14 protein-coding genes and 1 pseudogene are annotated in these 16,599 nt (G+C 72.8%); 7 read left to right on the top strand and 8 right to left on the bottom strand.

The features are described 5' to 3' along the window. Positions 1-706 precede the first annotated feature (706 nt). A pseudogene (locus ABZS58_RS07740) lies at positions 707-919 on the bottom strand (helix-turn-helix domain-containing protein); the annotation flags it as partial. 45 nt (positions 920-964) lie between these two features. Between ABZS58_RS07740 and ABZS58_RS07735 the strand changes: the two are divergent. After that, positions 965-2,284 (top strand): MFS transporter, encoded by a 1,320-nt coding sequence (locus ABZS58_RS07735; protein ID WP_354778753.1) that lies wholly within the window; start codon positions 965-967, stop codon positions 2,282-2,284. A gap of 33 nt (positions 2,285-2,317) precedes the next feature. Next, positions 2,318-3,133 carry a polysaccharide deacetylase family protein gene (locus tag ABZS58_RS07730; RefSeq protein WP_354778751.1) on the top strand — a complete coding sequence of 272 codons (816 nt, stop codon included), beginning with the start codon at positions 2,318-2,320 and terminating at the stop codon, positions 3,131-3,133. A gap of 269 nt (positions 3,134-3,402) precedes the next feature. On the opposite strand, the gene ABZS58_RS07725 is transcribed toward ABZS58_RS07730, so the two are convergent. From ABZS58_RS07725 to ABZS58_RS07715, 3 genes are all read right to left on the bottom strand, one after another. Then, on the bottom strand, positions 3,403-3,921 hold the full coding sequence (locus tag ABZS58_RS07725; RefSeq protein WP_354778749.1) for an AAA family ATPase: 519 nt from the start codon (positions 3,919-3,921) through the stop codon (positions 3,403-3,405). A gap of 76 nt (positions 3,922-3,997) precedes the next feature. Beyond that, positions 3,998-4,294, bottom strand: a complete 297-nt coding sequence (locus ABZS58_RS07720; RefSeq protein WP_354778747.1) for a DUF1905 domain-containing protein — start codon at positions 4,292-4,294, stop codon at positions 3,998-4,000. Between the two features lie 38 nt (positions 4,295-4,332). Then, positions 4,333-4,545, bottom strand: a complete 213-nt coding sequence (locus tag ABZS58_RS07715; RefSeq protein WP_354778745.1) for a hypothetical protein — start codon at positions 4,543-4,545, stop codon at positions 4,333-4,335. A gap of 83 nt (positions 4,546-4,628) precedes the next feature. On the opposite strand from ABZS58_RS07715, the gene ABZS58_RS07710 reads away from it, so the two are divergent. Then, positions 4,629-5,447, top strand: coding sequence for a metalloregulator ArsR/SmtB family transcription factor (locus ABZS58_RS07710; protein ID WP_354778743.1), 819 nt, complete (start codon positions 4,629-4,631; stop codon positions 5,445-5,447). A gap of 11 nt (positions 5,448-5,458) precedes the next feature. Further along, a complete protein-coding gene (locus ABZS58_RS07705; protein ID WP_354778741.1) occupies positions 5,459-6,046 on the top strand; it encodes a dihydrofolate reductase family protein in 588 nt (195 codons plus the stop codon). A gap of 708 nt (positions 6,047-6,754) precedes the next feature. On the opposite strand, the gene ABZS58_RS07700 is transcribed toward ABZS58_RS07705, so the two are convergent. Then, complete coding sequence (locus tag ABZS58_RS07700; RefSeq protein ID WP_354778739.1) at positions 6,755-8,851, bottom strand: MMPL family transporter; 2,097 nt, start codon at positions 8,849-8,851, stop codon at positions 6,755-6,757. Between the two features lie 135 nt (positions 8,852-8,986). Here ABZS58_RS07700 and ABZS58_RS07695 point away from each other — a divergent pair, with 135 nt between their 5' ends. Continuing rightward, entirely contained in the window at positions 8,987-11,248 is a 2,262-nt protein-coding gene (locus ABZS58_RS07695; protein WP_354778737.1) for a glycoside hydrolase family 3 N-terminal domain-containing protein, read from the top strand. 117 nt (positions 11,249-11,365) lie between these two features. Here the strand turns inward: ABZS58_RS07695 and ABZS58_RS07690 are convergent, their stop codons facing one another. Beyond that, on the bottom strand, positions 11,366-11,986 hold the full coding sequence (locus ABZS58_RS07690; protein ID WP_354778735.1) for a helix-turn-helix domain-containing protein: 621 nt from the start codon (positions 11,984-11,986) through the stop codon (positions 11,366-11,368). Between the two features lie 49 nt (positions 11,987-12,035). Between ABZS58_RS07690 and ABZS58_RS07685 the strand changes: the two genes are divergently transcribed. Further along, a complete protein-coding gene (locus ABZS58_RS07685) occupies positions 12,036-12,974 on the top strand; it encodes an NADP-dependent oxidoreductase (RefSeq protein ID WP_354778733.1) in 939 nt (312 codons plus the stop codon). A 16-nt stretch (positions 12,975-12,990) separates the two neighbouring features. After that, positions 12,991-13,515, top strand: coding sequence for an N-acetyltransferase (locus ABZS58_RS07680; protein WP_354778731.1), 525 nt, complete (start codon positions 12,991-12,993; stop codon positions 13,513-13,515). On the opposite strand, the gene ABZS58_RS07675 is transcribed toward ABZS58_RS07680, so the two are convergent. Both ABZS58_RS07675 and ABZS58_RS07670 read right to left on the bottom strand, forming a co-directional pair. Continuing rightward, the gene (locus ABZS58_RS07675) at positions 13,484-14,668 is read right to left on the bottom strand and encodes a GAF domain-containing SpoIIE family protein phosphatase (RefSeq protein ID WP_354778729.1); all 1,185 of its coding nucleotides are present in this window, start codon (positions 14,666-14,668) and stop codon (positions 13,484-13,486) included. The genes ABZS58_RS07680 and ABZS58_RS07675 overlap by 32 nt on opposite strands. A 176-nt stretch (positions 14,669-14,844) precedes the next feature. Then, positions 14,845-16,539 carry an MOSC and FAD-binding oxidoreductase domain-containing protein gene (locus ABZS58_RS07670; RefSeq protein ID WP_354778727.1) on the bottom strand — a complete coding sequence of 565 codons (1,695 nt, stop codon included), beginning with the start codon at positions 16,537-16,539 and terminating at the stop codon, positions 14,845-14,847. Positions 16,540-16,599: the final 60 nt, after the last annotated feature.

Genomic DNA, 16,599 nt, shown 5'->3' with positions numbered 1-16,599 from the left:
CATCGGCACTCATCCCACCCCGCAGCGCGGTGACCGTGTGGGCGTGCACCGCCCAGATGAGACTGCGCACGGCGAGGTGCGGCTGCGGCTCGTGCAGGACACCACGCTGGTGCGCGACCGCCAGGACGGCCTCCACCTGCTCGTACAGCGGCGTCGAGAACCGCTCGTCGATCCCCTCGTGCCGGTCAGGGTCCAACCACCGCCGCAACCACAACCCCGTGGTCTCGGGCCGCTCCTCCAGAAAGTCCACGAACGCGTCGACAACCCGGTGCAGGCTCTGGAGGACGTCCGCCGAGGCCGCTTCGACGGTCTTGTCGTCGCCCACCTGCCGAGCGGCCGCCTCTTCGGTGGCCGCCGCTCCGGCCGCGGTTTCGGTGGCGGCGGCTCGCGTGACCGCACCTTCGACGGCGTACTCGTTGCCCACCTGTCGCGTGGTCGCCGCTTCGGCCGCCTTCTCGTCGACCACCCCGCGCGTGGCCACCGCTCCGGTCGCCGCCCGCTCAGCAGCCGCTGCAGCCGCCGTCTCGTCGGCCATCCCTCGCGTGGCCACCGCCCCGGCCGCCTTCTCGTGGGCGCCTCCCTGCATGGCGGCCGCTTCGGGGGTCGCGTGCCGCGTGGCCGCCGCTTCGGTGGCCGCCGCTTCGGTGGCCGCTCTGATGACCGGTTCGAGGGCGCGGCGCTCGGCGTCGAAGACGACTGCGAAGCACGCCTGGTACAGCGCGGCCTTGCTGCCCGCGTGGTGATGCACCGTGGCGACGTCGACGCCTGCCGCCCCGGCGACCGCGCGGATGCTCACGGCGTCGAACCCGTGCCTGGCGAACAGTTCCGTCGCGACCCTCAGGATCACCTCGCGCGTGTCGACGGCGTCCGCCGCGCGGGGCCTGCCGGGGCGTCGTCGCGTGCTGTTCAGATCTTCCATCGTCGCCTATTATCCATCGCACGTTGGATTACCGGGAGCGTGGTTATGTCGAACGTCCGGCTGCCGCTGCGCGGGCTCGTCCCGTTCGCGACCGGCTCCGTCGGCATGGGTGTCTGGGTCACTGTGCCCGGCCTGCTGCTGCTGTACTTCCTCACCGACGTCCTCGCCGTCACGCCGCTGCTCGCGGGCTTCGTGCTGCTCGCGCCGAAGATCCTCGACGTCGTGCTGCATCCGTGGGTCGGCCGGCTCTCCGACGCCGACCTCGCCCGCCGCGGGCACCGGCGGCGGCTCATGCTCGCCGGCTGCGCGCTCGCCGTCGCGTTCGCCGCGATGTTCGCCGTGCCGGGCGGCCTGCGCGGCGCCCCGGCGGCGTTGTGGGTCGCGGTCGCGTTCATCGCCGGCAACCTCCTCTTCGCCGCCTACCAGGTCCCCTACCTTGCCACCCCGGCCGACCTGAGCATCGGCTACCACGAGCGCACCCGTCTGATGGGCTTCCGCATGGTGGTGCTCACCGTCGGCATCCTGCTCAGCGGCGTCGCCGCGCCCCTGTTCGCCGACGCACTCGGGTACACCCGCATGGGCCTCGTCCTCGGCGCCGCCATGCTCGCCGCGATGCTGGTCGGCATTCTCGGCGTCCTCCGTCTGACCGCTGCCGCTCCGGTGCTCCGCACGACCGGCACCCGGCACGGGCTGCTCGCCTCGTTGCGGGACCGGCAGTTCCGCGCGCTCGTCGCGTCGTATCTCGCGATGTCGACCACGACGCACCTGGTGCTCGCCGCTGTGCCCTATTTCGCCGAGTACGAGCTGGGCCGCCCCAAACTGACCACCGTCCTCGTCGCCGCGTTCGTCGCTCCCGCCATCCTCGCGACGCCCGTCTGGGTCGTCGTCGCCCGCCGCATCGGCAAGCAGCGCGGGCTGCTCGTCGCGCAGGCGTCGTTCGTCGCCGGTTCCCTCGTCCTCGCCCTCGGCTCCGCCGCCGGTCTGCCGCTCATCGTGGCCGCCGTCGCCGTCCTCGGGGTCGCGTTCGCCGCCATGCAACTCCTGCCCTTCTCGATGCTTCCCGACGTCATCGCCGCCTCCGGCCCCGACGGCACCACCCGCGCAGGCGGCTACACCGGCGTCTGGACCGCGGCCGAGGCGACCGGCGGCGCGTTGGGCCCTTACCTGTACGCCGCCTGCCTCGCCCTCGGCGGCTTCGCGGCCAGCGAGTCCAGCTCCGTCATCGTCCAGTCCTCCTCCGCGCTCGCCGCCGTCCGCTACGGTTTCGCCGTCGTGCCCGCGGTCCTCATGACCGTCTCCGTCTTCCTGCAGCGCAGATACACCCTCGACAACGGTGCAACCCTTCCCGGGCCGATCGCGTCATGAACAGTGCGATCATGCTTTCGGAGGTGACCCCTGTTGAACGGACTGTCCCGCAGACGCCTGCTCGGCGCCGGACTCGCGGCGGCCGGCACCGCCCTCGTCGCCGCCGGCTCATCGGGTCCTGTCCTGCACGCCTCCACGGTCACGGTGCCTCCGTCGTCTCCCCCGCCATCACCGCCGCCGCCGTCGCCCTCCGTGCCGGCCATGGCGCCGCTCGACCGGCCGGTGTTCACGCTTGAGGAATACCGCCGGCTGGTGCCCGGCCCGCCCTTCCCCGCCAACGCTGTCGCCCTGACCATCGACGACGGCCCGCACCCCACGTGGACGCCGAAGGTGCTCCGCCTGCTGGACCGCTACCACGTGCCCGCACTCTTCTGCCTCATCGGCAACCAGGTCCTCGGCCACGAACCGGTCGCCCGCGACATCGTCGCCGCCGGCCACCACGTCGCCAACCACACGTGGAGCCACCCGGCGAAGATCGCCCAATTCGACCCCGCCCGTGTCCAGCAGGAGGTCGACCGCGCCCAGGACAAGATCTACAGCACCACGGGCAAGGTCCCCACCATCTTCCGCTCCCCGGGCGGCGCCGTCTCCCCCGCCGTCTTCACCGCCGCCGCCCACGCCCGGATGGTCCCCATCAACTGGACCAACGACCCCCGCGACTGGACCCGCCCCGGCACCCGCTCCATCACCGACCACCTCCTCGCTGCCCGCCCGGGCCAGATCCTGCTCTGCCACGACGGCGGCGGAGACCGGGCCCAGACCTGCGCCGCTCTCGCCACGGTCATCCCCGCCCTGCAGGCCCGCGGCTACCAGTTCGTCATCCTTGACGGCACCCCCGGCCCCAACTGACCCACCCGCCACAACCACGGGCCGCGCCGCCACAACTCTGGAACACCCCGCCGCAACCACGAGCCGCGCCGCCATAACCACAGGCCCTCCCCGCCACAACCTCAGAACGCTCCGCCACGTCCGTGGGCCGTCCCGTCACAACCCGAGTTGCGCGCGATGGCGCCACGTTCCGTCGGGGGGATGTCTCGTCGACGCCGACGGGCCGGGAGCCACAGCGCAGAGCCGGCACGCCGGGGCGTCGGAGCGGCGCGGGGCGGGGTTGCCCGAGCTCAGCCGGGCACGGGCGTGGTGAGCCTGCGGTGGGCCTCCTCGATGACGTCGGCCAGCGGCGCTGTGGCGTCGAGCAGCACGTGCGGGTCCTTCCATGGCTCATACGTGCCGGCGAGCGCCTCGACGCGTGCCCAGGTCGGCTCGGGGAGGTGGCGCAGCCCTCGTCGGCGCCCTTCCAGGCGACGGCGGTGCTCCACACGATCGGCGCAGACGACCACGACGAACCGCAGCGCGACCCCGGCGGTGGAGGCCGCGCGCCGCCACGTCTCACGGGCCGGCTCGCTGTCGTTGACGGCGTCGACGACGACGTCACGGCCCAAAGCGAGGTTCTGCTCCGCGGCCGCCCTGACCGCCTCATACGCGGCGACGCCGGTCTCCCACCCCGCGGCCAGCCCTGCGCCGAGCATGGCGTCCTCAACGGTGTCGATGGACAACTGCACGGCACCCAACCGGGCGGCGACCCCCTCGGCCACGGCGCTCTTGCCCGTGCCCGGCAGGCCTGAGATCACGATCAACATCTGCTCGGTGTCCTTCCGGTCCGCAGCACCCGCCCGGCCGCGAGAGAACGCGGCCGGGCGGGGTCACATTTTCTGGTCATACGTCGAGCAGCTCGACGGTCACGGTGGTCACGTCGCCGATGTCGAGGGACTCGCCCTTGCGGACCGCGGCCTTGACCGGCAGGACATAGGCGTCGCTGCCGGGGAAGATCGACGTCTTCCAGGTGGTGCCGCCGATGGTCGCCCGGACCCGCAGCGAGCCGAAGCCGCGCCTTACATCACCGGTCAGATGACGGATGTCTTCCGACTCGTCGGCGGGCAGCGAGACGAACACCCATGTGTCCGCCCGTCTCGCGTCCCATGACCACAGCTGCGCTTCGAAGTTCACCACCACGCGCTCACCTTCGCACGTGGGTACGACAGAAAATCCGGCTACGCGGCGGGCGGGGTGTCGTCGGTGAAACCGGAGCGGATCTGGACCGTCCAGCTCATCAGCGTGCCCGGACCGTTGGCGGGAATGGACCACGACTCCAGCGCGAGCGCACGCCCGTTCGCCGCGTCGACGATCAGGTGCTGCTGGCCGAGATCACCGCCGTCGCCGCGCCGCGTGCACGCCACGCCCGACCTGCCGTGCCGGTCCTGCACGTAGTGCCTGGGGAGGCTCGGTTCTTACACTACCCGAAGTTATTCCTTGACAAGAATATTCTCCGTGGAGCATACTTTTCGGCATGGACGCACTTCTCACCGCGCTCGCCGATCCGGCCAGGTGGCGGCTCGTCTGCCTGCTGGCGGAGCGGCCACGGGCGGTCGGGGTCCTCGCCCAGCTGACCGGGGCGCGGCAGCCACAGACCACCAAGCACCTGCAGACCCTCGAGCGGGCCGGCGTCGTGACCTCGCAGAGGACTGGGCAGCGCCGTGTGTATGCATTGCTGAGCCGGCCCCTGCTCGACCTCGCCGAGGCGCTGAACGGGCTCGCCGCGGGCGCCGCCCGGGTCAGCGGTCCCGACACCGTCTTCGAGCGGCACGGGATCAGCGTCGAGATCGAGCGGCTCGCCGCGGACAGCGCCGGCTGGGCCGACGGGCGCACATTCCGGTTCCACCGCTCCCTTGCGGGCGGCCCCGACCTGGTCTGGCGGCACATGACCGAGCCCGATCTGGTCGCGCAATGGTGGGCGCCCGAGGGACTGCGCGTCTCCGACCTGGTCCTGGAGGCGCAACCCGGTGGGCGCCTGCTGTTGGAGTATCGCGACGCCGAGGACACCGACGGCACCGAACAGGTGCTCGGGCGCGCCGAGGGCGCCGTGGACGACGTCCGTCCCGGCGAGCGTCTCGCGTATCGGCTCTCCCCCCTGCTGCCCGGCGGCGACGGGATCGCGTTCACCTCGCACGTCGAGGTGGACCTCCGCCCTCACGGCGACGGCACCGAGCTCGACGTGCTCTACCGGATCACCGACAGCACCGTCGACTCCGCCGACTTCATCGCGGGCATCGAGATCGGCTACGGCCAGACCCTCGACAAGCTCGCGGCCAACCTGCACACCAACTGAAGGAGCACACCTTGACCCGCAGGATCGTCACCAACATGAGCCTTTCCCTCGACGGCCGCTATGCCGCGCCGGAGAACCCCGTCGACATGCGCTGGGTGATGCCGTATGCGATCACGGACGTCGCCCGGGACCACCTGACGAGCCTGTGGGAGCCGGCGACCACGGCCCTGCTCGGGCGGGTCAACGCTGAGGGGTTCCTCGGGTTCTGGCCCACGGTCATCGGCATGGAGGGCGTCGACCCGCGCGACGAGGCGTTCGCGAAGTGGCTCGTCTCGGCCGACAAGGTCGTGCTGTCGTCGACGCTGCGCGAGGCGCCGTGGGAGCGCACGACGATCGTCGACAAGCCCGCCGAGGAGGTGGCCGCCGAGCTGAAGGAGACCGACGGCGGCGACATCCTCGCGCTGTCCAGCGCGAGCGTCATCAAGGCGCTGCTCGCCGCCGACCAGGTCGACCGGCTGGCGCTCACGGTCTTCCCGGTGTTCCTCGGCGGCGGGCCGCGCCTGTTCGACGACGGGCTGCCCACCGGGCAGTGGGCGCTCACCAGCCAGGCGGCGGGCGAGCACGGCACCCTCGCCCTCGTCTACGACCGGGTCCGCTGACCCGCACGGCCGCGACCGGACCGGCGGCGGTGCCGCACGGTGTCCGGTAGGGCATCAGCGAGCGGAACCCCGGCTCGCTGCGCGCGGCGGGGAGACGCGGCGGGGAGACAGGGGGCAGGCGGGGAGACAAGGGGCAGCAGGTGCCGCCAGGTGTGCGCGAGGTCACGGTCGGCGACGGCACAACGGCACCGGTCACCCGGGCATGCATCGCGGCGACCACGGTCGGCAGGCCGCAGGCGGCGTGTGCGATCAGGTGCGCGCTGTCACGGAACTCCGTCAGGAACGCCCGTTCGTCGATGTCGAGCCGCACCGCCGCCAGGCGCTGACCACCGGACACCCTGGCCCCGACGTCGGACAGCCCCGACGTCGGACAGCCCCGGCGCCGGCGGGCCAGCGGCGGGCGGGTCGGCGCCGGGGTTCAGTGACACCCCGGCGGTCCGGCAGTTGGCCTGTAGGGCCCAGGCACAAGCATTGAAGGCCGCGACCTGGGGAAACAGGTGAGCATCCACGGCCATAACGCTACTGATGAGTGATTCGACACAGTTTGGTCGATCTTCGTTGCGGGTATAGATGAACCCGCAACGAAGGGAAGGTACAAATGTCGGCGCACGACGAACGTGAGTACCGCGAGTTCGAGCACGACGATGATCTGCTGATCATCGAGGAGGAGTACGTCAGCGGGCCGTACCGCGACGGGCGTCCGATCCTCTAGACGGTCACCCGGTCCTCCTGGACCGCTGGCCTGGTGGTCCGGCCGAGAGCGCTGGGCCACCACATGCGCTCACCGATGTCGAGGTTCAGTGCGGTGACGAGCACGGACCGGACGACGATCGTGTCGAGCAGCACACCGAACGCCACCGCGAAGCCGATCTCGGCGAAGTTGGTGAGAGGCAGCGTGGCGAGGACCGCGAAGGTGCCCGCGAGGACCAGGCCCGCCGAGGTGATGACGCCCCCGGTGGCCGAGAGCCCGGTCAGGGCCGCACGGCGGGTGCCGTGCTTGACCGCTTCTTCCCGGACCCGGGTCATCAGGAAGATGTTGTAGTCGATCCCGAGCGCGACCAGGAACACGAAGACGAACAGCGGCAGCGAGGAGTCGGCGCCGCCGAAGCCGAAGACGTGCCGGAAGACGAGCGCGCTGACGCCGAGCGCCGCGCCGAAGGACAGCACGACGGTCGCCATGAGGATGACCGGTGCGAGCACGGAGCGCAGCAGCAGGACCAGGATCAGGAGCACCACCGCGAGGACGATCGGGATGATCAGGTTGCGGTCGTGCTTCGCGGCGCGCTGGACGTCCAGGTTGACGGCGGTCGTGCCACCGACCTTCGCGAGAGCGCCGGGGACGGCGTGCACGGCGGTCCGGACGCGGTCCACGGTGTCGTACGCCGCCTGGCTGTCGGCCTGGTCGACGAGGTCACCGGTGAGGTAGGCATGCGAGCCCTTGACGATCGGCGACGTGACCGACGCGGGGTCGATGCCGGGCACCGCCGCGAACGCGGCACGAACAGCAGCGGCACCGGCGGCGGTGCTGATGACGACGACCGGACTGCCCGCGGCGCCCGCGCCGTGACGGGCCAGGACCTCCTCGCCGACGATCGAGTCCTGGGTGCCGCGGAAGGACTCCTTGTTGGTGAGCCCGGTCGCGTCGAGTCGCACGATGCCGATCGTGGCGACGGCGAGCACGAGCGCGGTCGCGACCCAGGTGAGACGGGCACGCCGGGCGATGCGGTCGCCGACGCGGGCCCACAGGCCGGTCGCGGTGGGTTCGGCGGAGCCGACCTTCGGCCGCAGCGGCCAGAAGATCCAGCGGCCGCAGATGGTGAGCAGCACCGGCAGCAGGGTCAGCATGACGGCCAGCCCGACCGCGATGCCGATCGCGGCGACCGGGCCGAGGCCGCTGGTCGAGTTGGTCTCGGCGAAGAACAGGCAGAGCATGCCGAGCACGACCGTGGCGGCGCTGGCGATGATCGCGGGTCCGGAGCGGTGCAGCGCCTCGGCCATCGCCTCGTGCCGGTCGTCGTGGCGGCGCAGTTCCTCGCGGTACCGCGCGATCAGCAGCAACGCGTAGTCGGTGCCGGCGCCGAAGACGAGGACGGTGAGGATGCCGGCACTCTGCGCGTTGACGACCAGGTCGGCGTGCTTGGCCAGGAGGTAGATGACGGCCTGGGCGGCGACCAGCGCGACCCCGGACGAGATCACCGGCAGCAGCCAGAGCAGTGGACTACGGTACGTGATGAGCAGGATCACGACCACGACGGCGATCGTGCCGAGCAGCAGGCTGCTGTCGATGCCCTCGAACGCGGCGCTGGAGTCGGCGGCGGTGCCCGCCGGCCCGGTGACGTGCACGCTGAGCCCGTTGGCGCCGTCCGAGGCAGTCGCTCGCAGGCGGTCGACGAGGGCGCCGGCGAGCGCCCAGCCGTCGCTGCCCAGGTTGACCGGCACGATGATCTGGGCGACCTGGCCGTCCTCGGTCGGAATGGGTCCGGTGACCGTGCCGTCGAGCTCGGGGATGCCGCCGAACGCCACCGCATCGGCAGCCATCTTGGCCCGGTCACCCTCGGTCAGGCCGGAATCACGTGAATACACCACGATGGCGGGAATCGTGTCGGGCGAGGCGAAACTCGCCTGCACGTCGATGACCTGCACGGACTCGGCGCCGCCGGGCAGCCAGGACCTGGCGTCGTTGCGCTCGACATCGGTGAGCTTGCCGGCGAGCGGGCCGGCGAGGGCCGCGACGGCCAGCCAGAAGACCACGAAGACGTACTTGATCCGGCGGCCCGCGACGGCACCGGCGACAGACTTCCCCATGCGTCGATGCTTGCATAGGTAGCCGCGCTACACATTGTGACCCAGGACACGCTCGGTAATGCCCCGAGCCCGGGGGTTCTCCAGAGAGCGCTCTCCCGCGTATCGTTCTGTGCGGACCAGTGTGAAAGGAACTCCGTGCCAGCGCCTCTGCCCTACCTCGATCCATCTCTCGCCGTCGCCGAGCGCGTCGCCGACCTGCTCGCCCGCATGACGCTGCCCGAGAAGGTAGGGCAGATGCTGCAGCTCAACGCGCGCGACGGCGTCCGCCACCTCGTCGAGGACATGCACGCCGGCTCGATCCTGCACGCCTCGCCGGAGCGGGTGCTGGAGGCGACGGCGCTCGTGGAGCGGACCCGCCTGCGGATCCCGCTGCTGGTCGCCGAGGACTGCATCCACGGCCACTCGTTCTGGAGCGGCGCGACGATCTTCCCGACCCAGCTCGGCATGGCCGCGTCCTGGGACCCGGACCTCGTGGAGCGGGTCGCCCGCGTCACCGCCGTCGAGGTCGCCGCCACCGGCATCCACTGGACCTTCTCCCCCGTCCTGTGCATCGCCCGCGACCTGCGGTGGGGCCGGGTCAGCGAGACGTTCGGCGAGGACCCGTTCCTCATCGGCGAGCTCGCCTCCGCGATGGTCCGCGGCTACCAGGGTGACGGCCTGTCCGACCCGACCGCGATCCTCGCCACCGCGAAGCACTTCGCCGGCTACTCCGAGACGCAGGGCGGCCGCGACGCCAGCGAGGCCGACCTGTCCCCGCGCAAGCTGCGCTCGTGGTTCCTGCCGCCGTTCGAGCGGGTCGCCCGGGAGGGCTGCCGCACGTTCATGCTCGGCTACCAGTCGATGGACGGCGTGCCGATCACCGTCAACAGCTGGCTGCTCGACGACGTCCTGCGCGGCGAGTGGGGGTACACGGGCACGCTCGTCACCGACTGGGACAACGTCGGCCGGATGGTCTGGGAGCAGCGGGTCCACGTCGACTACGCCTCCGCGTCCGCCGCCGCCGTCAAGGCCGGCAACGACATGGTGATGACCACGCCGGGCTTCTTCGAGGGCGCCCAGGACGCGGTCGCGAAGGGCCTGCTCGACGAGTCGGACATCGACCAGGCCGTGCGCCGGATCCTGACGCTGAAGTTCGAGCTCGGCCTCTTCGAGCAGCCGCGGCACCCCGACCCGGAGCGGCAGGCGGCGGTGATCGGGTGCGGCCCGCACGCCGCGGTCAACCTGGAGATCGCCCGCCGCAGCCTGGTCCTGCTGCGCAACGACGGCACGCTGCCGTTCTCCGGGACGAACCGGACCGTTGCCGTGGTCGGCCCCAACGCCGACGACCAGCACGCGCAGATGGGCGACTGGGCCGGCGCGTCCGGGCAGACCGAGTGGCTGCCCGACGGCCACCCGCGCGAGCTGACCGAGACCGTGCTCGACGGCCTGCGCGCCGCCGTCCCCGACGGCTGGACCGTCACCACCGCCCGCGGCGCCGACATCCTCACCGTCGGCCCCGACCCGGAGGGCGAGTTCTTCCCCGACGGCCAGCCCCGCCCGCACGTCGTGCACCCGTGCGCCCCCGACCCGGCGATGATCGCCGAGGCCGTCGCGCTCGCCGAGGAAGCGGACTACGTCGTCGCGGTCGTCGGCGACCACATCGAGCTGGTCGGCGAGGGCAAGTCGACCGCCACCCTGGAGCTCATCGGCGGGCAGGTCGCCCTGCTCGATGCGCTCGCCGCGACCGGCAAGCCGCTCATCGTCGTCCTGATCAGCTCGAAGCCGCTCGTGCTGCCGCCGTCGGCACTGGGCGCCGCCGCGATCGTCTACGCGGCCAACCCCGGCATGCGCGGCGGCCTCGCGGTCGCGGAGCTGCTGGTCGGCGCCATCGAGCCGACCGGCCGCCTGCCGATCTCCTTCGCCCAGCACTCGGGCCAGCAGCCGACGTACTACAACCAGGTCCGCGGCCAGCACGGCAGCCGCTACGCCGACCTCACGCAGCGCCCGACGTTCGCGTTCGGCCAGGGCCTGAGCTACACCACCGTCGAATACGGCGACCTGCGCATCGAGCAGACCGAGGTGACCGAGGCGGACACGCTGCGGGCGACCGTCACCCTCAGCAACACCGGCGGCCGCCCGTCGCTGGAGACCGTCCAGGTGTACGTCAGCGACACCGTCACCTCGGCGACCTGGGCCGACAAGGAGCTCAAGGCCTACACCCAGGTGCACGTCGAGCCCGGGGAGCGGCAGATCGTCACCATCGACCTGCCGGTCGCGGCTTGCACGTTCGTCAATGCGGCGGGTGTGCGGGTCGTCGAACCCGGAGCGTTCGAGCTGCTCGTCGGCTCGTCCTCGCGCGACGAGGACCTGCTCCGCGCCGAGTTCAACGTCAGCCGGCCGGTCCGCACCTCCCTGTAGGACGCGTCGGGGGTGAGCCGGGCCCGACCCGGCTCACCCTGAGCAGCCCGGCCGCAACCCAGGCCGCAACCCAGGCCGCAACCCAGGCCGCAACCCGGGCCGCGACCCGGGCGACGGCTAACGGGACAGCGGCAGCCTGACGGGCGGCGGCAGGGGCGACGCGACCGGATCGGCCTGGAACGACTGGAGCATCAGGGCGGCGAAGCGGCGCGACGCGGCCACCCGCAACTGTGGCGTCTCGGCCCGGATCCCCTCGTTCGCCATCAGGGCGAGGCTGACGTCCTCCAGCACGAAATCCGGCCGGAGCGGTCCCGCCGCCTTCGCCCGGCGCACCAGCTCCAGCAGCATCCGCAGCGTCCGGTCCCGGTCCTCGGCGAACCCCGCCGCCTCGGGCAGCGCGGACGTGAACGCGCGGGCGAAGCCCCGGTCGAGCGCGTGCAGCTCCATGAGCCGCTCGATCACCAGGCTGAACCCGCGCCACGGGTCGGCCGCCGCCAGCCCCTCGGCGACGATCGACGAGCACGTCGTCAGCTGCTCCGCGAACGCCTCCGCCAGCAGCGTCTCCTTGGTGCCGAAATGCCGGTACACGGTGGCGACGCCGACGTCGGCGCGCCTGGCGATCTCCCGGATCGGCACGTCCAGACCATCGGCGGCGAACGCCAGCCGGGCGACGGCGAGGATGCGCCCCCGGTTGTCACGGGCGTCGGACCGCAGCCGTGCTCCCACTTGTGCCGTCACCGCTCTCACTTTAGCGAAACGGACGGGGTGCTCCGTTACGGTCGGCCGCATGCGAGTTGTGCAGTTCACGCGGTACGGGCCACCGGACGTCCTCCACATCGCCGAGGCCGGGGCGCCGCACGCCGGACCGGGCGAGATCCGGATCGCGGTGCGGGTCTCCGGCGTCTCGCCGGGGGAGGTGACCATCCGCTCCGGCGTGTGGCGCGACATGGTGCCCGTCGCCTTCCCGTACCGCACCGGCTTCGACGCCGCGGGCGTGGTCGACGAGGTCGGCGAAGGCGTCACCGGGGTCAGCGCCGGCGACGAGGTGTTCGGGATGACGAGCATGACCACCCGCGCCGCGAACGCCGACCACGCCGTCCTGACCGCGTGGGCGGCGAAGCCCGCCGGGTGGAGCTGGGAGGAGGCGGGCGGCGCCGCGGGCACCGTCGAGACCGGCGTGCGGGTCCTGGACCGGCTCGGGGTCGGCGCCGGGCATACGCTGCTCGTGCAGGGCGCGGCCGGCGGCGTCGGCGGCGTCGCCGTCCAGCTCGCCGCCGCCCGGGGCGCGACCGTCATCGGCACCGCGAGCGAGCCCAACCACGACTTCCTGCGCTCGTTCGGCGTCATGCCGGTGGTGTACGGGCCGGGCCTGGCCGAACGGGTCCGCGCCCTGGCGCCGGGCGGGGTGGACGCCGTGTTCGACTGCGCGGGCGGCGCGCTGCCGGACCTGATCGCGATCGCCGGCGACCCCGGCAGGGTGGTCACGATCGCCGACCTCGGCGCGGCCGCGCACGGCGTGCACCTGTCGCACGGCGCGCCGGCGGGCGCCGGTGACACGACCGCGGACCGCCTCGCCGTGCACGCCCTGCCGATCGCGGCCGACCTTGCCGGACAGGGGCGGCTGCGGATCCCGGTCGCGGCAGCGTTCCCCCTCGACGAGGTCGCGGCCGCGCACGAGCTCAGCGAGACCCGGCACGCCCGCGGCAAGATCGTCCTGCGGCACTGAGGCTACGCTTCCGGACGTGATCACCACGGCTGTCCAGGACGTCGACGACCGGTTCGTGGCGGCCGCGCACCGGATCCTCGCCGACCTCGTCGCCGGCGGTGCCGCGCTCGGCTGGGTCGACCCGCCGTCCCTCGACGAGGTCGCCGAACTGCTCGGGCACGTCGTCACGGCGGTGCGGCAGGGCGACGGCGCGCTCCGGGCCGCCCATGTCGACGGCCAGGTGGCAGGGCTCGGCTACTGGCTCCGCTACGCCCGGCCGACCCACCGCCCGCACGCGGACCTGGAGAAGCTCGCGGTCGCCGCCGACGCCCACGGACAGGGCATCGGCCGGGCGCTCACCGCGGCGCTGATCGACGACGCCCGGCGGGCCGGGATCGAGGTGCTGACCCTGGACGCGCGGGGCGACAACAGCGCCGCGCTGCGCCTCTACCGGTCGCTCGGCTTCACCGACTACGGGCGGCTGCCGGACTTCGTCGCCTTCGGCGCGCGCCGCTACGACAAGGTGCTGCTCATGCTCGATCTCCGCGCGGGGTCCAGCTGAGCAGCAACGCGGTCGCGTCGTCCTGCAGCTGGTCCTGCTGGCGGGTGAGCAGGGTCCGCACCAGGCGGCGCATCGTCTCCGCCGGGTGGAGCTGATCGGCGAGCGCCCTGGTCACGCAGTCGACGAGGCGCTCGACGCCGAACTGCTCGCCGCCGTCGATACGGGCCTCGACGACGCCGTCGGTGTAGAGCAGCAGCGCGTCGCCGGGCTCGAGGTGCTCATCGACGACGACCGGGGTGGGGTCGCCGAGATACCCGAGGCCGAGCGGCAGGGCGGTCGGCGCGGTCAGGGTCCGCACCAGCCGGCCGCCGCGCAGCAGCAGCTCCTCGGGATGCCCGGCGCTGATCTTCCGGTAGACGCCGGTGGTGACGTCGAGCTCACCGAGGACCGCCGTGACGTAGTCGGCCGGATACTGTGCGTGCACCCACTTGTCGACCGACCGGTACGTGTCCGCGAGGTCCAGACCGCAGCGGCGGGCGTTGCGGTACGCGCTGATCGCCAGGGACGTGAGCGCGCTTGCCGCGATCCCGTGGCCGACGGCGTCGAACACCGCGACGTGCAGCACCGACTCGTTGATCGCATAGTCGAAGGCGTCGCCGCCGACGTCGTAGCAGGGCTCGAGGACCGCGGCGACCGCGGCGTCCGGGGTCGCGAACGTCAGCGGCGGCAGCTGATTCCAGATGATCTCGGCGGCGAGCTGCATCGGCAGGCGCCGCCGGGTGCGCTCCAGGGCGTCGCCGTAGGTGCGGCGGGTGGCGACGATGCCGGCGAACGCCGCCGCGAGAATCCGCAGCTCATGGTCGAGATCCGGGCCCGGACCCAGGTGCGCGGCGAGGACGCCGAGGCGGTCGGCGCCGCTGATCACGGGCATCCAGATCCGCTCGTCGCCGTTGTCGTCGCCGATGCGCACCGGCTCGCCGGTGGTGTAGGCGCGGCCGGCCAGGGTGCCGTCGATCCGCACCGGGTCGCCCAGGCCACCGGTCTCGCGGGGCAGCGGCAGCAGCTCCAGCTGCCCGTAGTCGACGAGGTAGAGCTCGATGTCGTGCGCGCCGAGCGCCCGCGCGACCCTCGACGCGACCGTCGGCAGGTCCTCGGGTCGCGCGTGGTGCAGCGCGTCGACGAGGTCGCGCACCGCCTGCATCGTGCCTGTCACCCTGCCACCCCGGTCCACGTCGTCGTGCCCCCCGATGGTGCTGCAGCATCGCCGAAACACCAAACGCCGGGCACGTGAACGCGGTGACCGGTCTCACGCACGGCGTGACCGGCCCGGCCACGTGCACCCGGTGCCCGCTGCGCACGGGCCGGGAGCGTGCGGGCCCGGCCCGGCCGTCACAGGTCGAGGACGAGGTCGGTCAGGGGGCGGGCGCAGCAGATGAGGACGGTGCCTTCGGCCGGTGGGTCCAGGGGGTCGGGCTCGGACGAGACGGAGCCCGACAGCAGGCCGCTCTCGCACGAGTGGCAGACGCCGGTCCGGCACGACCAGCGGACCGGGACGCGGCACTCCTCGGCGAGCCGCAGGACGCTGCCGTCGCTGTCCGTCCAGCCCGCGGTGACGCCACTGCGCGCGAAGGTGATCGTGGGGCCGGGTCCGGGGCGGGACCGGGGCGGGCCGGCGGCGGATCGGCGTACCCCGGGAGTCGACGCGGCAACGGTCGTGAACTGCTCACGGCGGATGTCCCCGACGCCCTGCGCGGTCAGGGCGGCGGTCACGTCGTCCATGAAGCCCGGGGGCCCGCACACGAACGCCACCGCGTCCGGCGGCAGGGCCAGCCCGCGCAGGACGCCCGCGTCGAGACGGCCGGCGATCGCGCCACGGTCCTGCGGGCGGGGACGGCTGTAGCAGATCACCTCCCGGGTGGGGTGCAGGGCGCGGACCTCCTCGGCGAACGCGTGCCCGGCGCCGTCCCTGGCACCGTGCAGCCACCACACCGCCCGGCTCCTCTGGCGCGCGGCGAGGTCGTGCAGCATGGCGAGCAGCGGGGTGGCGCCGATCCCGGCGGAGACGAGCAGCACGGGCCGGTCCGACCGGTCGAGGGTGAACGTCCCGCGCGGCGCGGCGGTGTCCAGCACCGCGCCGGCCCGCGCGTGGTCGCGCAGATATCCGCCGCCCGCACCGCCGGGCTCGAGTTTGACGCTGATGCGGTACGACGGCCCGCCCGGTGACCCGGACAGCGAGTAGCTGCGCACCAGGCCGGGCGCCAGCCGGAAGGTGAGGAACTGGCCGGGCGCGGCGGCGGGCAGCGGCGTGTCGTCGGGCGCGGCGAGGTGCAGCGACAGGACGTCGGCGGTCTCGTGCTCCACGGCGGTGATCCGCAGCGGCCGGAACCCTGGCCACGCCGGCGGTGCCGCGACGGCGGCGAGCCCCGCGTTGCCCGCGCTCCCGGGCTGGTCCCGCAGAGCGCGCAGGGACGCCTTCCACCCGGGGCTGAGCGCGTCGACCCGCAGCGCCCGGCCGACGGCCTCGCGGTCGTGGCCGGGCAGGTACAGCAGCGCGTCGATCTCCGCGACGGTGACGCCTTCCGGCCCGTCGGCGATCTTGACGATGGCGTCGCCGGCCCGCACCTCGCCCTCGTCGATGACCCGCAGGTAGAAGCCGGGCCGGTGGTGCGCGACGAGCAGGGCGGGCAGGCGCGGCTCGCCGAGGCGCAGGCCGACGCGGTAGCAGGTGACGCGCGGCTGGGTCACCTCGACGACCGCTCCCCCGACGCGGAAGCGGTCGCCGATGCAGACCTCGTCGTCGGGCAGGCCGTCGACGGTGAAGTTCTCCCCGAAGATGCCGGGCGTGAGGTCGTCACGGCCGAGGACGCCGCGCCAGTGCTCGTACGAGCCGAGCTGGTAGACGAGGACGGCCCGCTGCTCGCCGCCGTGGCCGACGAGGTCGCCCTGGCCGTCGCCGTCGAGGTTGAGGGTGCGCAGCATGACCGGCCCGCCGGCCGGCGCCTTCCAGACGCCGGTGTGCACGGTGCGCCCCTGCCACGTGACATCCTTCGGCAGGCCCACGTTCACCGACACCAGCGTCGCCACGGCACCGACGCTAGTGGCCCTGCCATGTCCTGCCACCCGTTCAGCGGGTGATGCCCGCGA

The sequence above is a fragment of the Dactylosporangium sp. NPDC005555 genome (assembly GCF_040605635.1).
In the GTDB taxonomy this organism is placed as follows: Bacteria; Actinomycetota; Actinomycetes; order Mycobacteriales; family Micromonosporaceae; genus Dactylosporangium.
Note: the sequence above shows the minus strand (reverse complement) of the source record. Positions and strands in the feature narration are given on the sequence as shown.

Excerpts from the sequence above, each read along its gene's own strand:
- ABZS58_RS07735 (WP_354778753.1), top strand. The coding sequence starts at position 965 with ATGTCGAACGTCCGGCTGCCGCTGCGCGGGCTCGTCCCGTTCGCGACC.
- ABZS58_RS07725 (WP_354778749.1), bottom strand. The coding sequence starts at position 3,921 with ATGTTGATCGTGATCTCAGGCCTGCCGGGCACGGGCAAGAGCGCCGTG.
- ABZS58_RS07710 (WP_354778743.1), top strand. The coding sequence starts at position 4,629 with ATGGACGCACTTCTCACCGCGCTCGCCGATCCGGCCAGGTGGCGGCTC.
- ABZS58_RS07700 (WP_354778739.1), bottom strand. The coding sequence starts at position 8,851 with ATGGGGAAGTCTGTCGCCGGTGCCGTCGCGGGCCGCCGGATCAAGTAC.
- ABZS58_RS07685 (WP_354778733.1), top strand. The coding sequence starts at position 12,036 with ATGCGAGTTGTGCAGTTCACGCGGTACGGGCCACCGGACGTCCTCCAC.